Here is a 17,513-nt window from a genome sequence, read left to right on the forward strand (position 1 = left end):
GGACAGGCCCCTGGTCCTGTGGAGGGCTCAGCGCTTGAGGGTGAAGGTGAAGCCGTCGGAGAGCTTGCCGCTCAGCCGCACCGCCGAGACGAGTCTCCCCTCCGTGATCAGCCTCTCGACCTCGGCCCGCGCAAGACCGCAGCCTTCGGCGATCAGGCGCACCGGCCGCACGGGGATCCGCGCCGCGAAGCGGACCGAGACGTCGATCACCTCGCGGTCCAGGTGATCCGATCCGCCGGTGTCGAGACGCCAGGCGCCCGCCCAGTCGAGGGCGATGCGGTTACGGCGCCGCAGGACCGGATCCTGGAGCAGCTCGGCTGCCAGCCCAGGATCGTTGTCGTGCATCCGGTCCAGCAGCTCAGGTCGGACGGAGCGCACATTCGTCCGCTCCAGGACGGTGAGCTTCGCCGTGTCCCCGCAAACGGTGCAGAGCACCAGGAGCCAGGCGTCGAGAAGCTTGTGGTTCGCGTTGACGCGAAACTTGCCGTTGGCCCGGAAGCGCTCCGACGAGCACGTGTGGCAACGGCGGAGAACGGTCGGCAGGCAGGTGGGCATGACCACCCAGCTATTGAGCACAGAAGTACACCGGTTTCAGTGAGAAGTCCGCAGCAGGAAGCAGCGCGGCGCACATGCGCGACGCGCGACGAATCAGCGCTCGGGAGGTCTCACAGGGTGTACAACGGCACGTCCTTCACCAGACGACTGGGCTCGGCTGCACGGTAGCGGCGCGCAGCCGCGGTGCTCCACCGGTTTTCGAGCGACCCGGTCATGCCCTTGAGGCTGCGTCACCCGCAGGCCGTCGACCTCTACGAGGTACCGGCCTCGCCGCCTGCGGCCCGTGCCGTGTTCTCTCGGCGGGCCACCGCCACTCCGATCGCGCCGACGATCAGCAGTGCGACGACGGTGCCGAGGGTGAACGCCTCGAAGGAGGTGCGGGAGACGCCCCAGACGTCGTGGAAGACGTAGTCGATGCCGAAGAGCTGTTCCAGCACTCCGGGGAAGAGCGCCGACCACGACCCGATGAGGATCCAGGCGTAGACGAGCGCTCCGCAGAGCAGGAAGCCGCGCGTGCCGAAGGGGACGCGATAGGGCCGCGGGACGTCCGGACGGCGGATCCTGAGCAGGACCAGTGCGGGGATGACGACCAGGTAGGACAGCAGCAAGGTGGTGACCGCGACGGTGAGCACCACGGCGAACACGTCGGCCGCGTCGCCGTTCGCGAACCGCATGGCGGCGAGCATGAACACCGTGGCGACGGCTCCGGAGAGCAGGTTGGTGCGCACCGGCGTGCCGAGCCGCGGATGGAAGGTGCCGAGGGCGCGGGTGAAGAAGCCGCCGTCGGCCGCGGCCATGGCCTGCATTCGGTCGCTGACGATCATCCAGGCGCTGCCCTGGGTGAGCAGGGCGAAGACGAACATGACCGCGGTGGTCTTCAGCAGGGGGCCGGCCGCACCGCCGTAGACGCCGAAGACGAGGCGGGCGCCTTCCATGAAGCCGCCGATGCCGGTGACCTGGTGGGCGGGGACGACGGCCAGAAGGGCGAGGACCGGGAGCAGGTAGCAGCAGGCGGCGACCGCGGCGGAGCGGCCGAGGGCGGCGGGCACGTCCCGTTGCGGGTCGTGCATCTCCTCGCCGGCGGCGTTGGGTGCTTCGAAGCCGACGTAGGCGAACAGCAGGATCGGCACAAGTGCGAGGAAGCCTGCGGTGGTCGGGGTGAAGCTGGTGTCGGTCAGGCCGTGGAAGCCGTGCCGTACCCCGTAGAGCATGGCCGTGAGGGTGAACGCGGCGAGGGCCAGGACCTTCATGGCCGCGCCCGCGGTGGTGATCCATTTGCCGCGGCGCAGGGAGACGACGGCCGTGAGGATGGCGATCCAGACGAACAGGAGCTTGAAGGTGTAGTCGGCCACCGTGCCCGAGCCCAGGTGGAAGACGAAGCCGTCCCAGGTCTGCGCGGCGAGGAAGACCAGTGAGCCGCCCAGCCAGATGGGGTTGGTGACCCAGTACATGAGGGTGGTGAGTGCGGCCGCCGGACGGCCGAGGGCGAGCTTGACCCAGACGTACGGGCCACCTTCCTGGGGGAACGCGGCGCCGGTCTCGGCGAACAGCAGGGCGTAAGGGACGAGGAAGAACACGGCGATGGCCGCGGTCCAGGTGGCGGCCTCTCCGCCGCCGGTGGCGATCTGCCCGACGGTGTCGAAGGAGATGACCGCGGCGATGGCCATGGCGGTGATGTCGAAGCGCTTGAGGCTGCGCTGCAGGGCGCCCGCCTCGGGCCGGGATGCGCGTGGTTCGGTGGTTGAGACATTGGAGGACACGGGCAGTTCCTAGGGAGGGAGAGGAGTGACTGCGAGGGGGCGCGTGCGGTGCGCCGCTACGGTGTGGGGTCCGTGTCGGGTGGTACTGGGCCGGGTCCTGCCCGGGGGGCCCGGTCGGGGCCGGGCCTCCCGGGAAAGGCGTCAGGCGGCCCGGATCTCGCCGGTGGGCTCGGTGCGCTCCAGGACGCCGCGCAGGGCGGAGGCCGCTTCCTTGGCCTCGGCCTCGGTCATGATGAGCGGCGGGGACAGCACCAGGCTGTGCGCGGAGTCGCGCACGATCACGCCCGTCTCTCGGCGGATGACGTCGTGCGGCATCCGGTCGGGGTTCAGGGGCAGGGGTGCGCGGGTGGCGCGGTCCGCGACGAGTTCGACGGCGAGCATCATGCCGACGGAGCGGATCTCGCCCACGATCGGCAACTCGCCGAGCTGCGCCTGCAGTTCGGCGTGCAGGAAGGAGCCGATGCTCGTCGCGCGGGCGAGGAGGCCCTCCTTCTCGATGATGTCCAGGTTGGAAGTGGCCACCGCGGTGGCGACGGGGTGGCCGTTGTAGGTGTAACCCATGGGGAAGCCGTGGTCGCGCAGCATGACCTCGGCGACGTGGTCGCCGACCAGGAGGGCGCCGAGCGGGACGTAGCCGGAGGTGATGCCCTTGGCGGTGACGATGATGTCCGGGGTGACTCCGAAGTACTGGGCGGCGAACCACTTTCCGACGCGGCCGTAGGCGGTGACGACCTCGTCGAAGATCAGCAGGATGCCGTGCCGGTCGAGGACCTCGCGCACGCGGGGCCAGTAGTCGGCCGGCGGGACGAGCATGCCGCCGACGCCCATGATGGGTTCGCCGATCATCGCGGCGATGTTGTGCGGGCCGATCTCCTCGATGCGCTCCTCCAGTTCGCGGATGAGGAAGTCGGTGACCTGCTCCGGGGTCAGCGGCTGGTCGCCGTAGAGCTCGCGGCGGTACGGCCACGGGGGCGTGAGGTGGGAGACGTGCGGCATCATCGGGGCGAAGCCCTCGTGGTAGAGGGGGAAGCCGGTGGCCGAGCCGCCGCCGTAGCCGATGCCGTGATAGGCCTTGCTGCGCGCCAGGATCCAGGTCCGGCTGCTCTCCCCGCGCCGGTGGTGGTAGTAGCGGGCCATCTTGATGGCCGCCTCGTTGCCCTCGGAGCCGCCCGAGGTGAAGTAGACGTGGTTCAGGGGGTCGGGGGCGAGGGAGGCCAGGCGCGCGGCCAGTTCGATGGCGCGCTCGTTGGAGAACTCCCAGAAGCTGGTGAAGTACTCCAGCTTCTTCATCTGCTCGTGCGCCACGTCGGCGAGTTCGGTGCGGCCGTGGCCGATCTGGGCGAGCCAGAGGCCGCCGGTGGCGTCGAGGTACCCACGGCCCTCGGTGTCCGTGAGGCGGCAGCCGGATCCGGAGGTCATGACGACGCGCTCGGTGGCGCTGCCCGGCAGGTACGGGTGGATGATGTGCGCTCGGTCCAGCCGGGTGAGGTCTGCGGCGTCGAGGGTCATCGGTGGTGCGTCCTTTGTTCGGTACCGGAGGTGGGCGGGGTGGTCGGGGTGGTCGGGAGGTCTGTTGACGTCCGCTCGGTCAGGAGTGCGCGATCCAGGTCGTCTTCAGTCCGGTGTACTTGTCGAAGGAGTGCAGGGAGAGGTCGCGGCCGTGGCCGGACTGCTTGAAGCCGCCGAAGGGGGTGAGCGGGCTGAGCGCGTCGACGGTGTTGACGGACACGGTGCCCGCGTGCAGGGCGTCGGCGACGCGGTGGGCCCGTCCGAGGTCCCGGGTCCACACGGATGCGGCCAGTCCGTAGGCGGAGTCGTTGGCGAGGCGCACCGCCTCGGCCTCCTCGCGGAAGGGCAGTACGGTCAGCACGGGGCCGAACAGTTCGTCCCGGACGAGCGGGGCGTCGGGTCCGAGGCCGGTGACGACGGTGGGGTCGAGGTAGGCGCCGTCACGGTCGGGGCGCGTGCCGCCGCACACGAGCGTGCCGCCCGATGAGCGCAGGGCCCCGAGAATGCGTTCGACCTGGGCCTCGTCGACGAGCGGTCCGAGACGGGTCGCGGGGTCGAGCGGGTCGCCCGGCAGCCAGCCGCGGGCGTGTTCGGCGACCGCGGCCGTGAACTCCTCCGCGACCGAGGCCTCGACCAGCAGGCGTGTGTTGGCGGAGCACACCTGGCCGGAGTTGTAGACGAAGCCCCAGGCGGCGCGCTCGGCGGCGGCCTCGAGGTCGGCGTCGGCGAAGACCACGTTGGGGCTCTTGCCGCCGGCCTCCGGCCACACCTGCTTCATGTTGGACTCGGCCGCGTAGGCGAGGAACCGCTTGGCCACGGCGGTGGAGCCGGTGAAGACCAGGGTGTCCACGTCCGGGTGGAGGCCGAGCGCCCGCCCGGTCGTCTCCCCCGGGCCGGGTACGACGTTCAGCACACCGTCGGGAAGGCCGGCCGCCGAGGCGAGTTCGGCCAGCAGCAGCGCCGACAGCGGGGACTGCTCGGCCGGCTTCAGGACGACGCTGTTGCCCGCGGCCAGGGCGGGCGCCAGCTTCCAGCTCGCGATGTCCAGGGGGAAGTTCCAGGGCACCACCGCGCCCACGACGCCCAGCGGGGCGCGGCGGACGAGGGCGAGGTTGCCGGGCGGGGCGGGGGCGACCTCGTCGTAGAGCTTGTCGGCGGCCTCCGCGTACCAGGCGAAGACGCCGGCCGCGCCGGGCACGTCGGTGCCGTGGGACTCGGCGATCGGCTTGCCCATGTCGAGGGTGTCGCAGAGGGCGAGTTCCTCGCTGTTCTCCTCGATGAGACGGGCGAGGGCGAGCAGGACCCGCTTGCGCTGCGCGGGCGCGGTGCGCGACCAGCGGCCGTCCTCGAAGGAGGTGCGGGCCGCGGTCACGGCCCGGTCGACGTCGCCGGCCGAGCCGGCCGCCACGTGGGCGGTGGTCTTGCCGGTCGCGGGGTTCACGGTTGGGATCCACCGGTCCTCGGTGGGGTCGGTCCACGCTCCGTCGATGAACAGGCGTGTGCGTGGCGTGAGGTCGGCGGCGCGCTGCCGCCAGTGGTCGTACGACTGCATGTGTGTGGCCTTCGATCGCGTCGTGGGACGTGGGCGAACCGGTGCCGGTGCGGATCAGGTGCGGCCCGGGCCGCCCGAGGGATGCCGTCTCAGGTCGGCGGGCGCGTCAGGCGCGAGGGGCTCGGCAAGGAGCGCCTGGGGCGATTTCTTTGAGTCGAGATTCAAACAATAGGGGAAGCAGCCGTCAATGCTTCTGGCGGGAACTTCTTGCGAAGACTGATACGGATGACAGAGAATCGATCTCCATGGGGAAAGCCGGAAGACCACGCAACCAGACGGCACGTAGGCAGGCCCTCGTCTCCGCCGCGGGGCAGGCGATCGCCGAGCGCGGGCTCGAGGGCCTGCGCATCAAGGACATCGCGGACGCGGCAGGCGTCTCCCAGGGCTCGGTCCTGTACTACTACCCCGAGCTGGACGACCTCGTCCTGGAGGTGCACCGGGGCGCCGTCGAGAGCTACCTGGCCTCCCGGCAGCGGGCCTACGAGGAGGCCCCTGCCGAGGATCCGGCAGCGCGGCTGCGGGCCCTGCTGCACAGCGGTCTGCCGAGCATGACGGACGATCCGGTCCACGGGCTGCTGTACGAACTGCACCGGCGCGCCGGCCGCAGCCCGGGCCACGCCGAGCTGATGACCTCCCTGTTCGCCCGGGAGGTCGCGCTGTACACGACCGCCCTGGAGGTCGGCGCCGCGACCGGTGCCTTCTCCCTCGCCGCGTCCGCGCACGATCTGGCGCACAGTCTGGTGGCACTGGAGGACGGCTACGGCCTGCACATCGTCAGCCACAACGCGGCGCTGCGTCCCGACAGGGCCCGTGAGCTCCTTGTGGCCCATGCGCGGGCGGTGACGGGCCGCACGGATCTCTAGGGGGTGTCTCGTCGATCAGGGCGGATCAGGGAGCGGTGGCTGGTGCCGTACATCGCAAGGCGGAGGAGGGAGTCGATGCGGAGCATCGGCGACCGACGACAACGCCGCGAGGTGCGGTGCCAGGCGCCGCGAGCCCGGCATGATCGACGAGACACCCCCTAGGAAGAGTCCCGCCGGCCACCGCCCGGGAGCTGACCCGTGGGTGGCTGCCGGCTCAGTCCTCGGCGGGCGGCGCGGCGATCTCCCGCAGCAGGTCCATCACCGCGCGGGCGCGGGCGGTCTGGTTCATGCCCCGCACCGAGGCGATCTTGACTTCGAGCGGGGGGCCGCCGTCCCGGAGCTGGAGTTCCGCGATCTCGCCGCCGCCGTAGGTCTGACTGGTCGCCGGCCGCTGGTTGAGCACGGAGTAGCCCAGTCCCCGGGCCACCAGGGAGCGTACGGTCTCGTAGCTCTGGGTGCGGTAGCGGACATCGGGCGCGGTGCCGGTGGCGGCCACCAGCGAGCGGAAGTAGTCGCGGCTGTGGGGAAGATCCAGCAGGACGAGCGGTTCCCCGGACAGTTCGGCCAGCTCCACACTGCCCCGGCCGGCCAGCGGGTGATCGGCCGACACGATGACATAGGCGGGAGCGACGGCGATCGTCTCGCTGATCAGGTCCGGCTCGGCCGACAGACCGAGACCGTAGGTGAGGGCGAAGTCGATGCGTCCCGTCACCAGGGCGTGGACGAGCTGGTCCGTCTCCGCCTCCACCACGTCGATCTCGATGCCCGGATGGCGTCTGGTGCACTCGCTGAACAGGGGCGGCAGATAGGAGGGGGCCAGGGTCACGAAACAGCCGACGGCCACCGGCCCGGTGATGGTCTCGCCGTCCCCCCGGGCCTCCCGTTCGACCTCACGGGCGCGGGCCAGCAGATCCCGGGCCTGCTGGCGGAGCCGCTCCCCGGCGGGTGTGAGGGTCAGCCCCCGGCCCCGGCGGCGGATGAACAACTGCACCTGGAGGTCCCGCTCCAGGTTGTGGATGGCCGCGGAGACGGCGGACTGGGCGATGTGCAGCTCCGCCGACGCCTCCGTCATCGACCCGCGTTCGGCCGCGACGAGGAAGTAGCGGAGCTGAACGAGTGTGAAACCCACTGGTGACGTCATGCGTGACCCTAGTGCCCGGTGACCGTGTCCGCGCCGACCCTATACGGCGCTGGTCAGCGCACCTCCGTGCCCGCCGCTTCCCGCACGTCCTCCGGGCGCAGCAGGGCGGAACCGGCGGTCTCCCGCAGGGACAGTGCGGCGACCAGACCGCAGGCGGCGAACACCATCAGGTACGGTCCGGGCACCAGGGTGCTGCCGGTGGCGGAGATGAGCACCGTCATCAGGTACGGCACGGTGCCGGCGAACAGGGCGGCCGTGACGTTGTAGGCGATGGACAGACCGCTCTGACGTGTCCTGGTGGGGAAGGTCTCCGCCGACCACACCGCGTACGTGCCGAGGATCGCCGCCAGGATCACGCCGAGCAGCAGACCGGCGACCCAGGTCCCGGCGAGCCCGGTCCGCATCAGGAGGAAGGCCGGGGTGGAGACGACCAGCAGGGCCGCCGTCGCGCCGACGAACACCGGCTTGCGTCCCACCCGGTCGGACAGCAGGCCGAACAGCGGCACGAGCACCAGCCCCAGCAGCGAGATCACCGTGGACAGCAGGGCGGCGCCGTCGGCCGAGTGCCCCAGGTGGTCGGTCTCATAGGTGACGAGGTAGGTCAGCACGGCGTAGAAGGGCACGTGCATGGCCGCCATCAGGCCGGCCGCCTGGAGCAGTTGCCGCTTGTGGGAGCGCAGCAGCTCCCGCACGGGGCTGCGCGGGATCGAGTCGCCGGCCTCCAGGGCCCGGTACTCCGGGGTGTCCTCGATCTTGTTGCGGATGATGAATCCGATGACACCCAGCGGCGCGGCGACGAGGAAGGGGATGCGCCAGCCCCAGGAGACCAGCTGGTCCTCGTCGAGCCCCGCGGACAGCAGCAGGAAGACGAACGAGCCGGCGAGGAAGCCCAGCAGGGACCCGACCTCCAGCCAGCTCACCCCGAATCCGCGGCGGCGCCGGGGCGCGCTCTCCGCGAGGAAGCTCGCCGCGCTGCCGAACTCGCCGCCCGCGGCGAAGCCCTGGATCAGGCGCAGGACCACCAGGAGCACCGGCGCGGCGATCCCGATCGAGGCGTAGCCCGGCAGCAGACCGATCGTCAGGGTCGCGCCGGACATCATGAAGATGACCAGCGACAGGGTGCGCTTGCGGCCGATCCGGTCGCCGAGCGGTCCGAACACCAGGGCACCGATCGGCCTGATGCCGAACGACACGGCGAACACCCCGAACACGGCCAGCAGTCCGGTGGTGCTGTTCTCGGCGGGGAAGAAGACGGTGGCGACGGTACCGGCGAGATAGGCGTAGGCAGCCCAGTCGAACCAGTGCACGAACACGCCGATGGCTCCCGCGGCGACGCTCCTGCGCAGCGCGACCACGTCGGTGGCCGCCGCGGCTTGGGTCGTCGTGGCGGCGATGTTACTGGTGCGCATACGCGCCTCCTTGGGGAGAGGGATGGAGAATCCGGTGCCGTGGCTCAGACCGTGGGCCGTCCGGTCAGGGAGGCGGGAGTGGTGAGCTCGCGGAGTTCCGCCTCGGTGAGCAGCTCGCGCTCGCGTATGAGGTCGAGCGCGGGCCGGCCGGTGTGGTGCGCCTCCAGCGCGATGGCGCAGGCGGTCTCGTAGCCGAGTGCGGGGCTGAGCGCGGTGACCACTCCGGTGGAGGCGGCGACGGTCTCCGCGAGCCGGTGCCGGTTGGCGGTGATGCCGCGCACGCAGTGTTCGGTGAGGACGTCGATCCCCGCGGTGAGGTGGTCGAGGCCGGCGCTCAGGCTCCGGTAGATGACCGGCTCGAAGGCGTTGAGCTGGAGCTGGCCGCCCTCGGCGGCGAGGGTGACGGTGACGTCGTTGCCGATGACCTCGAAGGCGATCTGGTTGACCGCCTCGGGGATCACCGGGTTCACCTTGCCCGGCATGATGGACGACCCGGCCTGCCGTGCGGGGAGGTCGATCTCGCCGAGGCCGGCCTGCGGCCCCGAGGAGAGCAGCCGCAGGTCGTTGCAGATCTTGGACAGTTTCACGGCGATGCGCTTGAGCACGCCGGACAGCTGGACGAAGACACCGACGTCCTGGGTGGCCTCGATGAGGTCGGGTGAGGACACCAGGGTCGCCATGCCCGTCAGCCGGCGCAGGTGCTCGATGGCGCGCTCCCGGTATCCGGGGCGGGCGTTGAGTCCGGTGCCGATCGCGGTGCCGCCGAGGTTCAGCTCGTGCAGCAGGTGCCTGGCCTCCGACAGCCGCTGCTCGTCCTCGGCGAGGGTGGCGGCGAACGCCCCGAACTCCTGGCCGAGCGTCATGGGTACGGCGTCCTGCAGCTGGGTGCGCCCCATCTTCAGCACGTCGGCGAACTCGGCCGCCTTGGCCGCGAAGGCCTCGCGCAAGCCGGCCAGGGCGACGAGCAGTTCGGCGATGTGCGCGTCCAGCGCCAGTTTCACCGCGGTCGGATAGACGTCGTTGGTGCTCTGTCCGAGGTTGACGTGGTCGAGGGGATGCAGGACCGCGTACGCGCCCCGGTGGCGTCCGAGCAGTTCCAGCGCGCGGTTGGCGATGACCTCGTTGGCGTTCATGTTGGTCGACGTGCCCGCGCCGCCCTGGATGAGGTCGACCACGAACTGCTCCCGCAGCGCGCCGTCGCGGATCTCGGCGCAGGCGTCCTCGATCACCGAGGCCAGTGCGGGGTCCAGGGCGCCGACCTGAGCGTTGGCGCGGGCCGCGGCCTGTTTCACCGCCGCCAGGGCGGCGATCAGGTGCGGCCTGGCGGCGAGTGTCTCCCCGGTGATCGGGAAGTTGGCCACCGCCCGGGCCGTGTGCGCGCCGTAGTAGGCGTCCGCCGGCACGTCGACGTCGCCGAGCATGTCGTGCTCCGTGCGCGTGCGGTGCTCGTGGTCCGCCGGGGCGGTGCGCCGGCGGCCGGAAGTCAGGGGCATCGGTGTCCTCGGGGTCGTCGGGGATCGAGGGGGCCGGGGGCAGCGGACGGAACGGTCATGCCGCCGCTCCCCCGGCCGGCGCGCCGCGGTCTCCCCCGGCCGGCGCGCTGCGGTCCACGCCGGTCCAGGCCAGCGCGATCGCCCCGTCGAGCAGGGCGCGCTGTGCCGTCCCGCCCACGCAGTACGCGGCGAACTCGTGCTGGTGGTTGGTGGCGGGCAGGGAACCGATGCCGATGTAGGGGTGGCTGGCCGGCACCACCTGCGAGACGTTGCCCATGTCGGTGGAGGCGCGATTCATCCGGGCGGCCTGGCCGGGCGGTGCGAACTCCCGGCCCAGGGCGAGGGCGTTCGCACGGTAGTGGCCGAGGGCGGTCTCGTCCGTGCGGAACTCCGCGTACGGCTTGCTCTCCGGCTCGATCTCCAGCTCGCAGCCGGTCGCGAGGGCACCGGCCTCGAAGGCCCGCATGACCCGTGGTTCCAGCTCGGCGAGTTCGGCGAGCGTCTCCGCCCGCACGTACCACCGGCCGGCCGACCGATCCGGGATGGCGTTCGGGGCGTCCCCGGCGTGGGTGACCACGCCGTGCACCCGGGCCGAGGCCGGCAGCTGCTGGCGCAGCAGGCCGATCGCGACCTGGGCCACGGTGAAGGCGTCGGCCGCGTTGACCCCGGCCTCCGGATAGGCCGCGGCGTGCGCGGACTTCCCGGTGTAGGTGACCTTGGAGTGGCTGACCGCGAACGGCCGGGCCTCGGCGACGTCGACCGGCGCCGGGTGCACCATCATCGCCAGGTCCACCCCGGCGAAGGCACCCCGGTCGAGCATCTCGATCTTGCCGCCGCCGCCTTCCTCTGCCGGGGTGCCGTAGACCTCGACGGTGAGGCCGGCGTCGTCGGCGACGGCGGCCAGGCCGAGCGCGGCGCCCACCGAGGACGCCGCGATGAGGTTGTGCCCGCACGCGTGGCCGAGGCCGGGCAGCGCGTCGTACTCGGCGCACAGCGCGATCCGCACCGGCCCGCGGCCGAACCGTGCGTGAAAGGCGGTGTCGAGTCCCAGGTAGGAGGAGGTGACGGCGAATCCGGCGCGGTCCAGCAGTTCTGGTACGGCGGCGGCGGCCCGGTGCTCCTCCCAGGCGGTCTCCGGGTCGGCGTGCAGCCGTTCGGAGAGGCCGATCAGCTCCTCGGCACGACGGTCGACGGCCCGCCGGGCGGCCTCTTTCAGCGCGCCCGTCACAGGTCGCCCGGGACGCCGTAGGAGGGAGCGGAGGCGGGGTCGAGTCCGCGCCGCACGTAGTCGTCCCGCTGCGGCAGCCAGACGTCGAGGAGTCCGCCGAGCCGGTCCACGGGATCGTCGGCCCAGTCCACCCGCAGGTCGGTCACCCGCCAGTCCACGTCCGCGACGACCGCCAGGCCCGCGGAGTGCAGCGGCCCCTCCTCGCCGCCGGCCGCGACGCCGGCCCTCAGTGCGGCGAGCAGGCGCTCCTCCAGGTCCCCGGAGGCCGCGGCATAGGCGTCGAGGAGAACGCCGGGGATGTGCTCGCCGGCCAGCATGTTGCCGGCCGCCACGGCACCGTCGGCGGTGGCCGAGGCGTGCTTGCCGAGCGTCCGCGAGCCGCTGTACGCGAACCCGGGACCGGAGCGGCCCAGCACCGTCAGCTGCCGGTGGGCGATGGTCTTCGCGTTGCGCGCCGCGCCGATGACGTCGGCCAGGGCGCGTTCCGCGTCGCCGTGGTCCGCCAGCCCGTCCAGCAGGCTCGCGCCGAGCGTGGGGTCGGTGACGTTCTGCGAGGCCGCCGCGCCGAGTCCGGGCCGCAGATGGGCGACCCGGGCCGCGACCGCCGGGGACGAGGAGCTGACCACGATGCCGAACCGCTCGCCGTCGCGCACCACCAGGGACATGGTCATGCCCGGTCCTCCTCGGGGATCACGGCGATCGCGTCGATCTCGCACAGCCACTCCGGGCGGGCGAGGGCGGAGACCACCAGGCCGGTGGAGATGGGGTGCACGCCCTTCGTCCAGCGCCCCACGGTGCGGTACACCGCCTCGCGGTAGCGCGGGTCGATCAGATAGATCGTCAGCTTGACCAGGTGTTCCATGCGGCTGCCCGCTTCTTCGAGCAGCATCTTGATGTTGGCCATGGCCTGCTCGGCCTGCGCCTCGGCGTCGCCGATGCCCATGGACTCGCTGGTGTCGAGGTCCTGGCCGATCTGGCCCCGGACATACACGGTGTCGCCGGCGACGACGGCCTGGCAGAGGTCGTTGTCGAGGTTCTGCTCGGGATAGGTGTCGCGCGTGTTGAACGGGCGGATCCGGGTGTGCCCGCCGGCGACGATCGGGGCCTTGGCCTGGCGGCCCCCGCTCGTGGACGTCATCCTCTGCTCCTCAGTTCTTCCCGGTCGCCTGCGCGGCGACGGGTCGGTCGGTGGTGCCGTACGCGAGGTAGCCCCGCTGGGTCGCGATGTGGTCGGCGACATGCCGGGCGTCGTGCCACACGCCCCAGATGAAGCTGGAGCCGCGGCGGGACAGCCAGGGCAGGCCCAGGAAGTAGACGCCGGGCTCGGAGGACACTCCTCGCCGATGGCTCGGGCGGCCGTTCTCGTCGAACGCGTCGACCTTCAGCCAGCCGTAGTCGGCGGCGAAGCCCGTCGCCCAGACGATCGAGGTGACGCCGGCCTCGGCCAGGTCCAGCTCCAGGAGGGGACTGGTCACGCAGTCCGGGTCCGGCCCGAGGACGTGGGCCTCGGGCTCCTCGGGGAGGTCCAGCCCGTTGCGCTCGACGTACTCGTCGGCCGCCTTCAGGAAGGCCAGGTACTTGTCGTCGCCGAGCGCGATGTTCGTGGCGAGGTCCGGCGCGAAGCGCAGGACGCCGGCGTCGTAGGACGCGGTCATGCCGACGAGTTCGATGCCGGCGCCGGCCAGGGCCCGGAAGTCCACGGTGTGGCCGCCGCGGGCGCCGCTGACCGCGATGGTGACGTGTTCGGCGCCCTGGGGAGGCGTCTCCGTGTCCCAGATGCCGAGCACACCGAGCCACCAGCAGAAGTCACGTCCGCGGTACTGGCGGGGAGGACGGTCGTGCGGTCCTACGGAGAGGAGGACCCGGCGACCGGAGCGGCGCAGCTCGTCGGCGATCTGGACCCCCGAGGAGCCGGCCCCGACCACGAGGACCGCGCCCTCGGGGAGCTGCTCCGGGTTGCGGTACCCGCTGGAGTGGATCTGCACGGGCACGGCGCCGTCCGGGACGATGGGCGGGATCACGGGCCGTTGGAACGGTCCGGTCGCGACCACGACGAATCGGGCGTCGACGCAGCCCTCCGACGTCTCGACCCGGAAGCCGGGCCGGCCTGCGTGCCGGCGCACTTCGGTCACCTCGACGCCGCAGCGGACCGGGGCACCGACCTTCTCGGCGTACGCGACCAAGTAGTCCGCGACCTGTTCCTTCGAGGCGAAGGCATCCGGATCGACGTCGGTGAACTCCAGTCCCGGGAAGCGGTCGTGCCACGCGGGCCCGTTGGCGACCAGGGAGTCCCATCGCTCCGAGCGCCAGCGCTCGGCGATGCGGTGCCGCTCCAGGACTATGTGCGGTATGCCATGGGCTCCCAGGTGCTCGCTCATCGCCACGCCGGCCTGACCGGCCCCGACGACGACTACTTCGGTCTCTTCACTCGGCATTTCAGCCTCCACTCAGGCGGTAGTCCATCCCGGTGTCGCGTTGACTGTGCTACCGCGCGAAACATCCTCGGAGGCATCCGGAAACCTGTCCAACAGATGTTTCCGTTATGAGTGAACTGATTTTCCGATGTGGCCGCCACACCCCGCCGATGCAACCGTGCGGCCCGAAGTGTGGGCGGTGCTGATGGTGGTCATGCGTCGCGCCGGCGCAGCAGGAGTGCGGCGAGCAGCAGCGATGTGGCTGCCCATGCGGTGAGGACGCCGAGGCCGGCCCATGGGCCGATGGGCTCGGAGTGGGCGGTGGCGGTGGCCTGGACGGCGAGTCCGGCCGTCATGGGTGCGATCTGCTCGATGTGCCGCCGCAGCGGGTCGGCGAAGGCCTGGGCAAGAAGTGGCGGCAGGTAGAGCACGCCCATGACGACGGCGATCGCCGGGGCGGTGTCGCGCACGACGGTAGCGACGCCGAGGGCGAGCAGGCCGATCAGGACGAGGTAGCAGACGCTGCCGATGGCGGCCCGCAGGGTGGGGCCGTCGCCGAGGGAGATGAGCGGATAGCCGTGCGCCGGATCGAGCCCGGCCCCCGGGAGCATGAGCCGGCCCACCAGCAGGCACCCGGTGACTGCGAGGACCCCCGCGGCGAGGGCGAGCGCAGTGGTGGTGGCCGCCTTGGCGGCGAGCAGGACCAGGCGGCGCGGCACCGCGGCCAGGCTGACGCGGATCATCCCGGTGCCGTACTCCTCGGAGATGGTCAGGACGGCGAACACCGCGACGACCGCCTGGCCGAGGTAGATGCCTCCCAGGGCGACCTTGGTGGGATCCTCCTGCCCGCTGTGCGCTGACACGTGGGTGGCGGCGGCGATGCCCGCACTGAGAGCGACGGTCACGGCGACGGCCCCCGCGAGCAGCCACGCGCCGCCGCCGGCGGTCCGCGTCTTGGTCCACTCCGCTCGAAGCGCTGCGATCATGCGTCCCTCCGGCGCAGCACAACAGCAGCGATCGCCAGGGCGAGCGCGGCCCAGGCGGCGAGGACACCGAGGCCGGCCCAAGGGGCGAGCGGGTAGTAGCCGTTGCCGAAGGTGTATGGGTAGTCGACCAGCGCCGATCGCGGCAGCGCCTGCAGCACCGACAGGCCCGCAGCCGGGGAAAGGCGGTACAGCCACGTCACGGCGCCACCGGAGCCGAGGGAGCCGATGAGCGAGGGCAGGACGAACACCAGGATGCCCCCGGCGACCGCGGCGGCGCTCTTGCGGGTGATGGCGCCGACGGCGAGCACAGCGATGGCGGTGATGGCGGACAGGGCCGCGGTGCCGGCGATGATGCGTACGACGGTCAGGGCGCCGGCCGGGAAGACGTACGCCCCGTTGGCGTGCAGGACGTGCTCGCCGAGGGGGATGGAGGCCGCCGCGGCGACGGCGGCGATCACGAAGGCGACCGCGCCGATGACAACGGCCTTGGCCGCCAGCACGCGGCCCCGGCCGGGGATGGCGGCGAAGGTGATGCGGATCAGGCCGCGGCGGTACTCGGCGGTGATGAACATGGCCGCCACCACGATGAGCACGATCAGCGCGACGGTGAGCCCGAAGGGCTGGCTGCTGGCGGCCGTGTTGGCGCCGAGGAGCCCTTGGACGACGGCGGGGGCAATGTCTCCGGAGCCGCTGACGACGAGGGAGTCGCCGGCCCGGTGGTAGCCGCCGGAGCGCAGCGTCGGGTAGAAGTCCTGCTCGCCGGCTCCGATGTTCTGACCGCGCCAGGCGCCGGGCGTGGCGTGCCCGGAGATGACGGTGTGGTCGAACGTGGCTGTGGCCAGGGTGCGCGAGCCGTCGGCCGAGGATCGGAAGGAGACCGGCGAGGTGACGAACAGCCCGATGTGGACGGTGGCCGGCAGCCCGGCCAAGTGCGCGGTGCCGATGCGCGTCCACGTCGTGCCGTCGGCCGAGTCGTACCCGGCGAGCGTGTTGCCGGTGCGTGTCAGGCGCAGCCAGCGCGGCGCGCGTCCGGGGCGGCCGGCGTGGTCGTGACCGTAGTTGTACTGGAAGCGGTCGCCGTGGCCGCCCGTGGCCATCACCGCGGCGTACGCCGAGCCCTGCCGGGTGCTGGGGCGCAGCAGGATCCCTGCCTTGGCCCAGGGGGTCAGGCCCGGGCGGGTCTGCCGCGCCTGGGACGGGGCGACGCTGGTCGGGGCGGTCGAGGTGACGCCGGTCAGCGTGGTGATCCGGGTGGTGATGGTGCCGTCGCCGGTGAGCTGCCGTCCGACGGTGTAGTAGCTGTCGGCGACCGCCTGGCCATCCGGTCCGGTGGGCACGAAGGCGTGGCCGGGCGTGCAGTCGCCGGTGCCGGTGCAGTAGTCGGTGTGAGTGCCATTGGCGACCAGATAGGTGAAGAGGACGCACAGCACGGCGGCCATGACGGGGGCGATCACCCAGCCTCGTACGGTACGGAACTTGGTCCACTCGGCCCGCAGCACGGCCGTGAAACGGGCCCGCTCGGGCGTGCCGGCCGCCGCGGGTGGGGCGGTGGTCGTGGTCATCGCCGTACCGCCGTTCCGGTGCGGAACTCCGTCTCTTCGTTGGTGAGCTGGAAGTAGACGTCCTCCAGCGTCGCCCGCCGGGTGCTGACCTCGGCGAAGGCCACGCCGGACCGGCCGAGGGCCTCCACGACCTGGCGGGCGCTGAGGGCGGAGATGCCCAGGGTGCTGTCGTCGAGGACCGTCGTGGCGCCCCCGGCGCGCTGCAATACTTGGGCCGCCTCGGCCGGCGCCGGCGTCTGCAGCAGCACCTGCTCGCCGGTCAGCAGCTCCTCGATGGCAGCGTCGGCAAGGATCTTGCCGCGTCCGATTGCCACGATGTGGTCGGCGATGCCCTGCAGTTCACTCATCAGGTGGCTGGAGACGAGCACGGCCCGGCCCTCGGTAGCGAGGGTGCGCAGCAGAGCGCGCATCCAGACGATCCCCTCCGGGTCCATGCCGTTGAACGGCTCGTCCAGGATGACCACCGGCGGATCGCCGAGCAGCGCCGCCGCGATGCCGAGGCGCTGGCGCATGCCCAGCGAGAAGCCGCCCGCCTTGCGCCGGGCCGCCGCGGTGAGGCCGACCTGCCCCAGCACCGAGTCGACCCGGCCGGCGTCCAGGCGCTGGGAGCGGGCCAGCCACAACAGGTGGTTGCGCGCGGTACGGCTGGGCTGGACGGCGGCGGCGTCGACCAGCGCCCCGACGTGGCGCAGCGGGTGGTTCAGCGCCTGATAGGCGTGTCCGCCCACCCAGGCGCGGCCCTCGTCGGGTTCGTCGAGGCCGAGGATCACCCGGATCGTGGTGGACTTCCCCGCCCCGTTCGGGCCGATGAAGCCGGTCACCTTGCCGGGCGGGGCGGTGAAGGACACGCCGTCGAGGGCGAGCGTGGGTCCGTACCGTTTACGCAGACCGGTGACTTCGATGGTTGCCTCGTTCACGGGCTCGTCCGTCCTTGTCTCGGCGACAGCTCTCGACGTAGATGTACGACACGGCCGGTGTCAGCCCGGTGTCGGCTGCCGACACCGGGCTGACACCGGGGCCCTGGCATGGTGGGGGTGAAGG

15 protein-coding genes are annotated in these 17,513 nt (G+C 71.8%); 1 reads left to right on the forward strand and 14 read right to left on the reverse strand.

Annotated elements, in window-relative coordinates:
* Positions 1 to 27: 27 nt before the first annotated feature.
* The 4 genes from IE318_RS04795 to IE318_RS04810 all read right to left on the reverse strand — a co-directional run bounded on the left by IE318_RS04795 (position 28) and on the right by IE318_RS04810 (position 5,376).
* The gene (locus tag IE318_RS04795) at positions 28 to 555 is read right to left on the reverse strand and encodes a DUF1062 domain-containing protein (RefSeq protein WP_229903336.1); all 528 of its coding nucleotides are present in this window, start codon (positions 553 to 555) and stop codon (positions 28 to 30) included.
* 251 nt (positions 556 to 806) lie between these two features.
* The gene (locus IE318_RS04800) at positions 807 to 2,315 is read right to left on the reverse strand and encodes an APC family permease (protein ID WP_189896713.1); all 1,509 of its coding nucleotides are present in this window, start codon (positions 2,313 to 2,315) and stop codon (positions 807 to 809) included.
* 141 nt (positions 2,316 to 2,456) lie between these two features.
* The gene (locus IE318_RS04805; protein ID WP_189896715.1) at positions 2,457 to 3,824 is read right to left on the reverse strand and encodes an aminotransferase family protein; all 1,368 of its coding nucleotides are present in this window, start codon (positions 3,822 to 3,824) and stop codon (positions 2,457 to 2,459) included.
* A gap of 79 nt (positions 3,825 to 3,903) precedes the next feature.
* Positions 3,904 to 5,376, reverse strand: coding sequence for an aldehyde dehydrogenase (locus IE318_RS04810; RefSeq protein WP_189896718.1), 1,473 nt, complete (start codon positions 5,374 to 5,376; stop codon positions 3,904 to 3,906).
* A gap of 245 nt (positions 5,377 to 5,621) precedes the next feature.
* On the opposite strand from IE318_RS04810, the gene IE318_RS04815 reads away from it, so the two are divergent.
* Entirely contained in the window at positions 5,622 to 6,239 is a 618-nt protein-coding gene (locus IE318_RS04815; RefSeq protein WP_189896721.1) for a TetR/AcrR family transcriptional regulator, read from the forward strand.
* 214 nt (positions 6,240 to 6,453) lie between these two features.
* Here IE318_RS04815 and IE318_RS04820 read toward each other — a convergent pair whose 3' ends face one another.
* From IE318_RS04820 to IE318_RS04865, 10 genes are all read right to left on the reverse strand, one after another.
* Complete coding sequence (locus tag IE318_RS04820) at positions 6,454 to 7,380, reverse strand: LysR family transcriptional regulator (protein WP_189896722.1); 927 nt, start codon at positions 7,378 to 7,380, stop codon at positions 6,454 to 6,456.
* 53 nt (positions 7,381 to 7,433) lie between these two features.
* Positions 7,434 to 8,789 carry an MFS transporter gene (locus tag IE318_RS04825; protein ID WP_189896725.1) on the reverse strand — a complete coding sequence of 452 codons (1,356 nt, stop codon included), beginning with the start codon at positions 8,787 to 8,789 and terminating at the stop codon, positions 7,434 to 7,436.
* Positions 8,790 to 8,833: 44 nt separating this feature from the next.
* Positions 8,834 to 10,282, reverse strand: a complete 1,449-nt coding sequence (locus IE318_RS04830) for an aspartate ammonia-lyase (RefSeq protein WP_189896727.1) — start codon at positions 10,280 to 10,282, stop codon at positions 8,834 to 8,836.
* A gap of 55 nt (positions 10,283 to 10,337) precedes the next feature.
* Entirely contained in the window at positions 10,338 to 11,510 is a 1,173-nt protein-coding gene (locus IE318_RS04835; protein ID WP_229903337.1) for a M20 family metallopeptidase, read from the reverse strand.
* Positions 11,507 to 12,181: a DUF1028 domain-containing protein gene (locus IE318_RS04840; protein ID WP_189896730.1), complete on the reverse strand. Its 675-nt coding sequence runs from the start codon at positions 12,179 to 12,181 to the stop codon at positions 11,507 to 11,509. Before IE318_RS04840 ends, IE318_RS04835 begins: the two co-directional genes overlap by 4 nt.
* Entirely contained in the window at positions 12,178 to 12,648 is a 471-nt protein-coding gene (locus tag IE318_RS04845) for a RidA family protein (RefSeq protein WP_189896732.1), read from the reverse strand. The genes IE318_RS04840 and IE318_RS04845 overlap by 4 nt, the downstream gene beginning before the upstream one ends.
* Before the next feature lie 10 nt (positions 12,649 to 12,658).
* A complete protein-coding gene (locus IE318_RS04850; protein ID WP_189896734.1) occupies positions 12,659 to 13,945 on the reverse strand; it encodes a flavin-containing monooxygenase in 1,287 nt (428 codons plus the stop codon).
* 191 nt (positions 13,946 to 14,136) lie between these two features.
* Positions 14,137 to 14,910, reverse strand: a complete 774-nt coding sequence (locus tag IE318_RS04855) for an ABC transporter permease (RefSeq protein WP_189896736.1) — start codon at positions 14,908 to 14,910, stop codon at positions 14,137 to 14,139.
* The gene (locus IE318_RS04860) at positions 14,907 to 16,472 is read right to left on the reverse strand and encodes a DUF1349 domain-containing protein (protein WP_189896739.1); all 1,566 of its coding nucleotides are present in this window, start codon (positions 16,470 to 16,472) and stop codon (positions 14,907 to 14,909) included. Before IE318_RS04860 ends, IE318_RS04855 begins: the two co-directional genes overlap by 4 nt.
* Positions 16,469 to 17,389, reverse strand: coding sequence for an ABC transporter ATP-binding protein (locus tag IE318_RS04865; RefSeq protein WP_189896742.1), 921 nt, complete (start codon positions 17,387 to 17,389; stop codon positions 16,469 to 16,471). The genes IE318_RS04860 and IE318_RS04865 overlap by 4 nt, the downstream gene beginning before the upstream one ends.
* Between the last annotated feature and the right edge of the window lie 124 nt (positions 17,390 to 17,513).

It is taken from the genome of Streptomyces spiralis (genome assembly GCF_014654675.1).
GTDB lineage: Bacteria > Actinomycetota > Actinomycetes > Streptomycetales > Streptomycetaceae > Streptomyces > Streptomyces spiralis.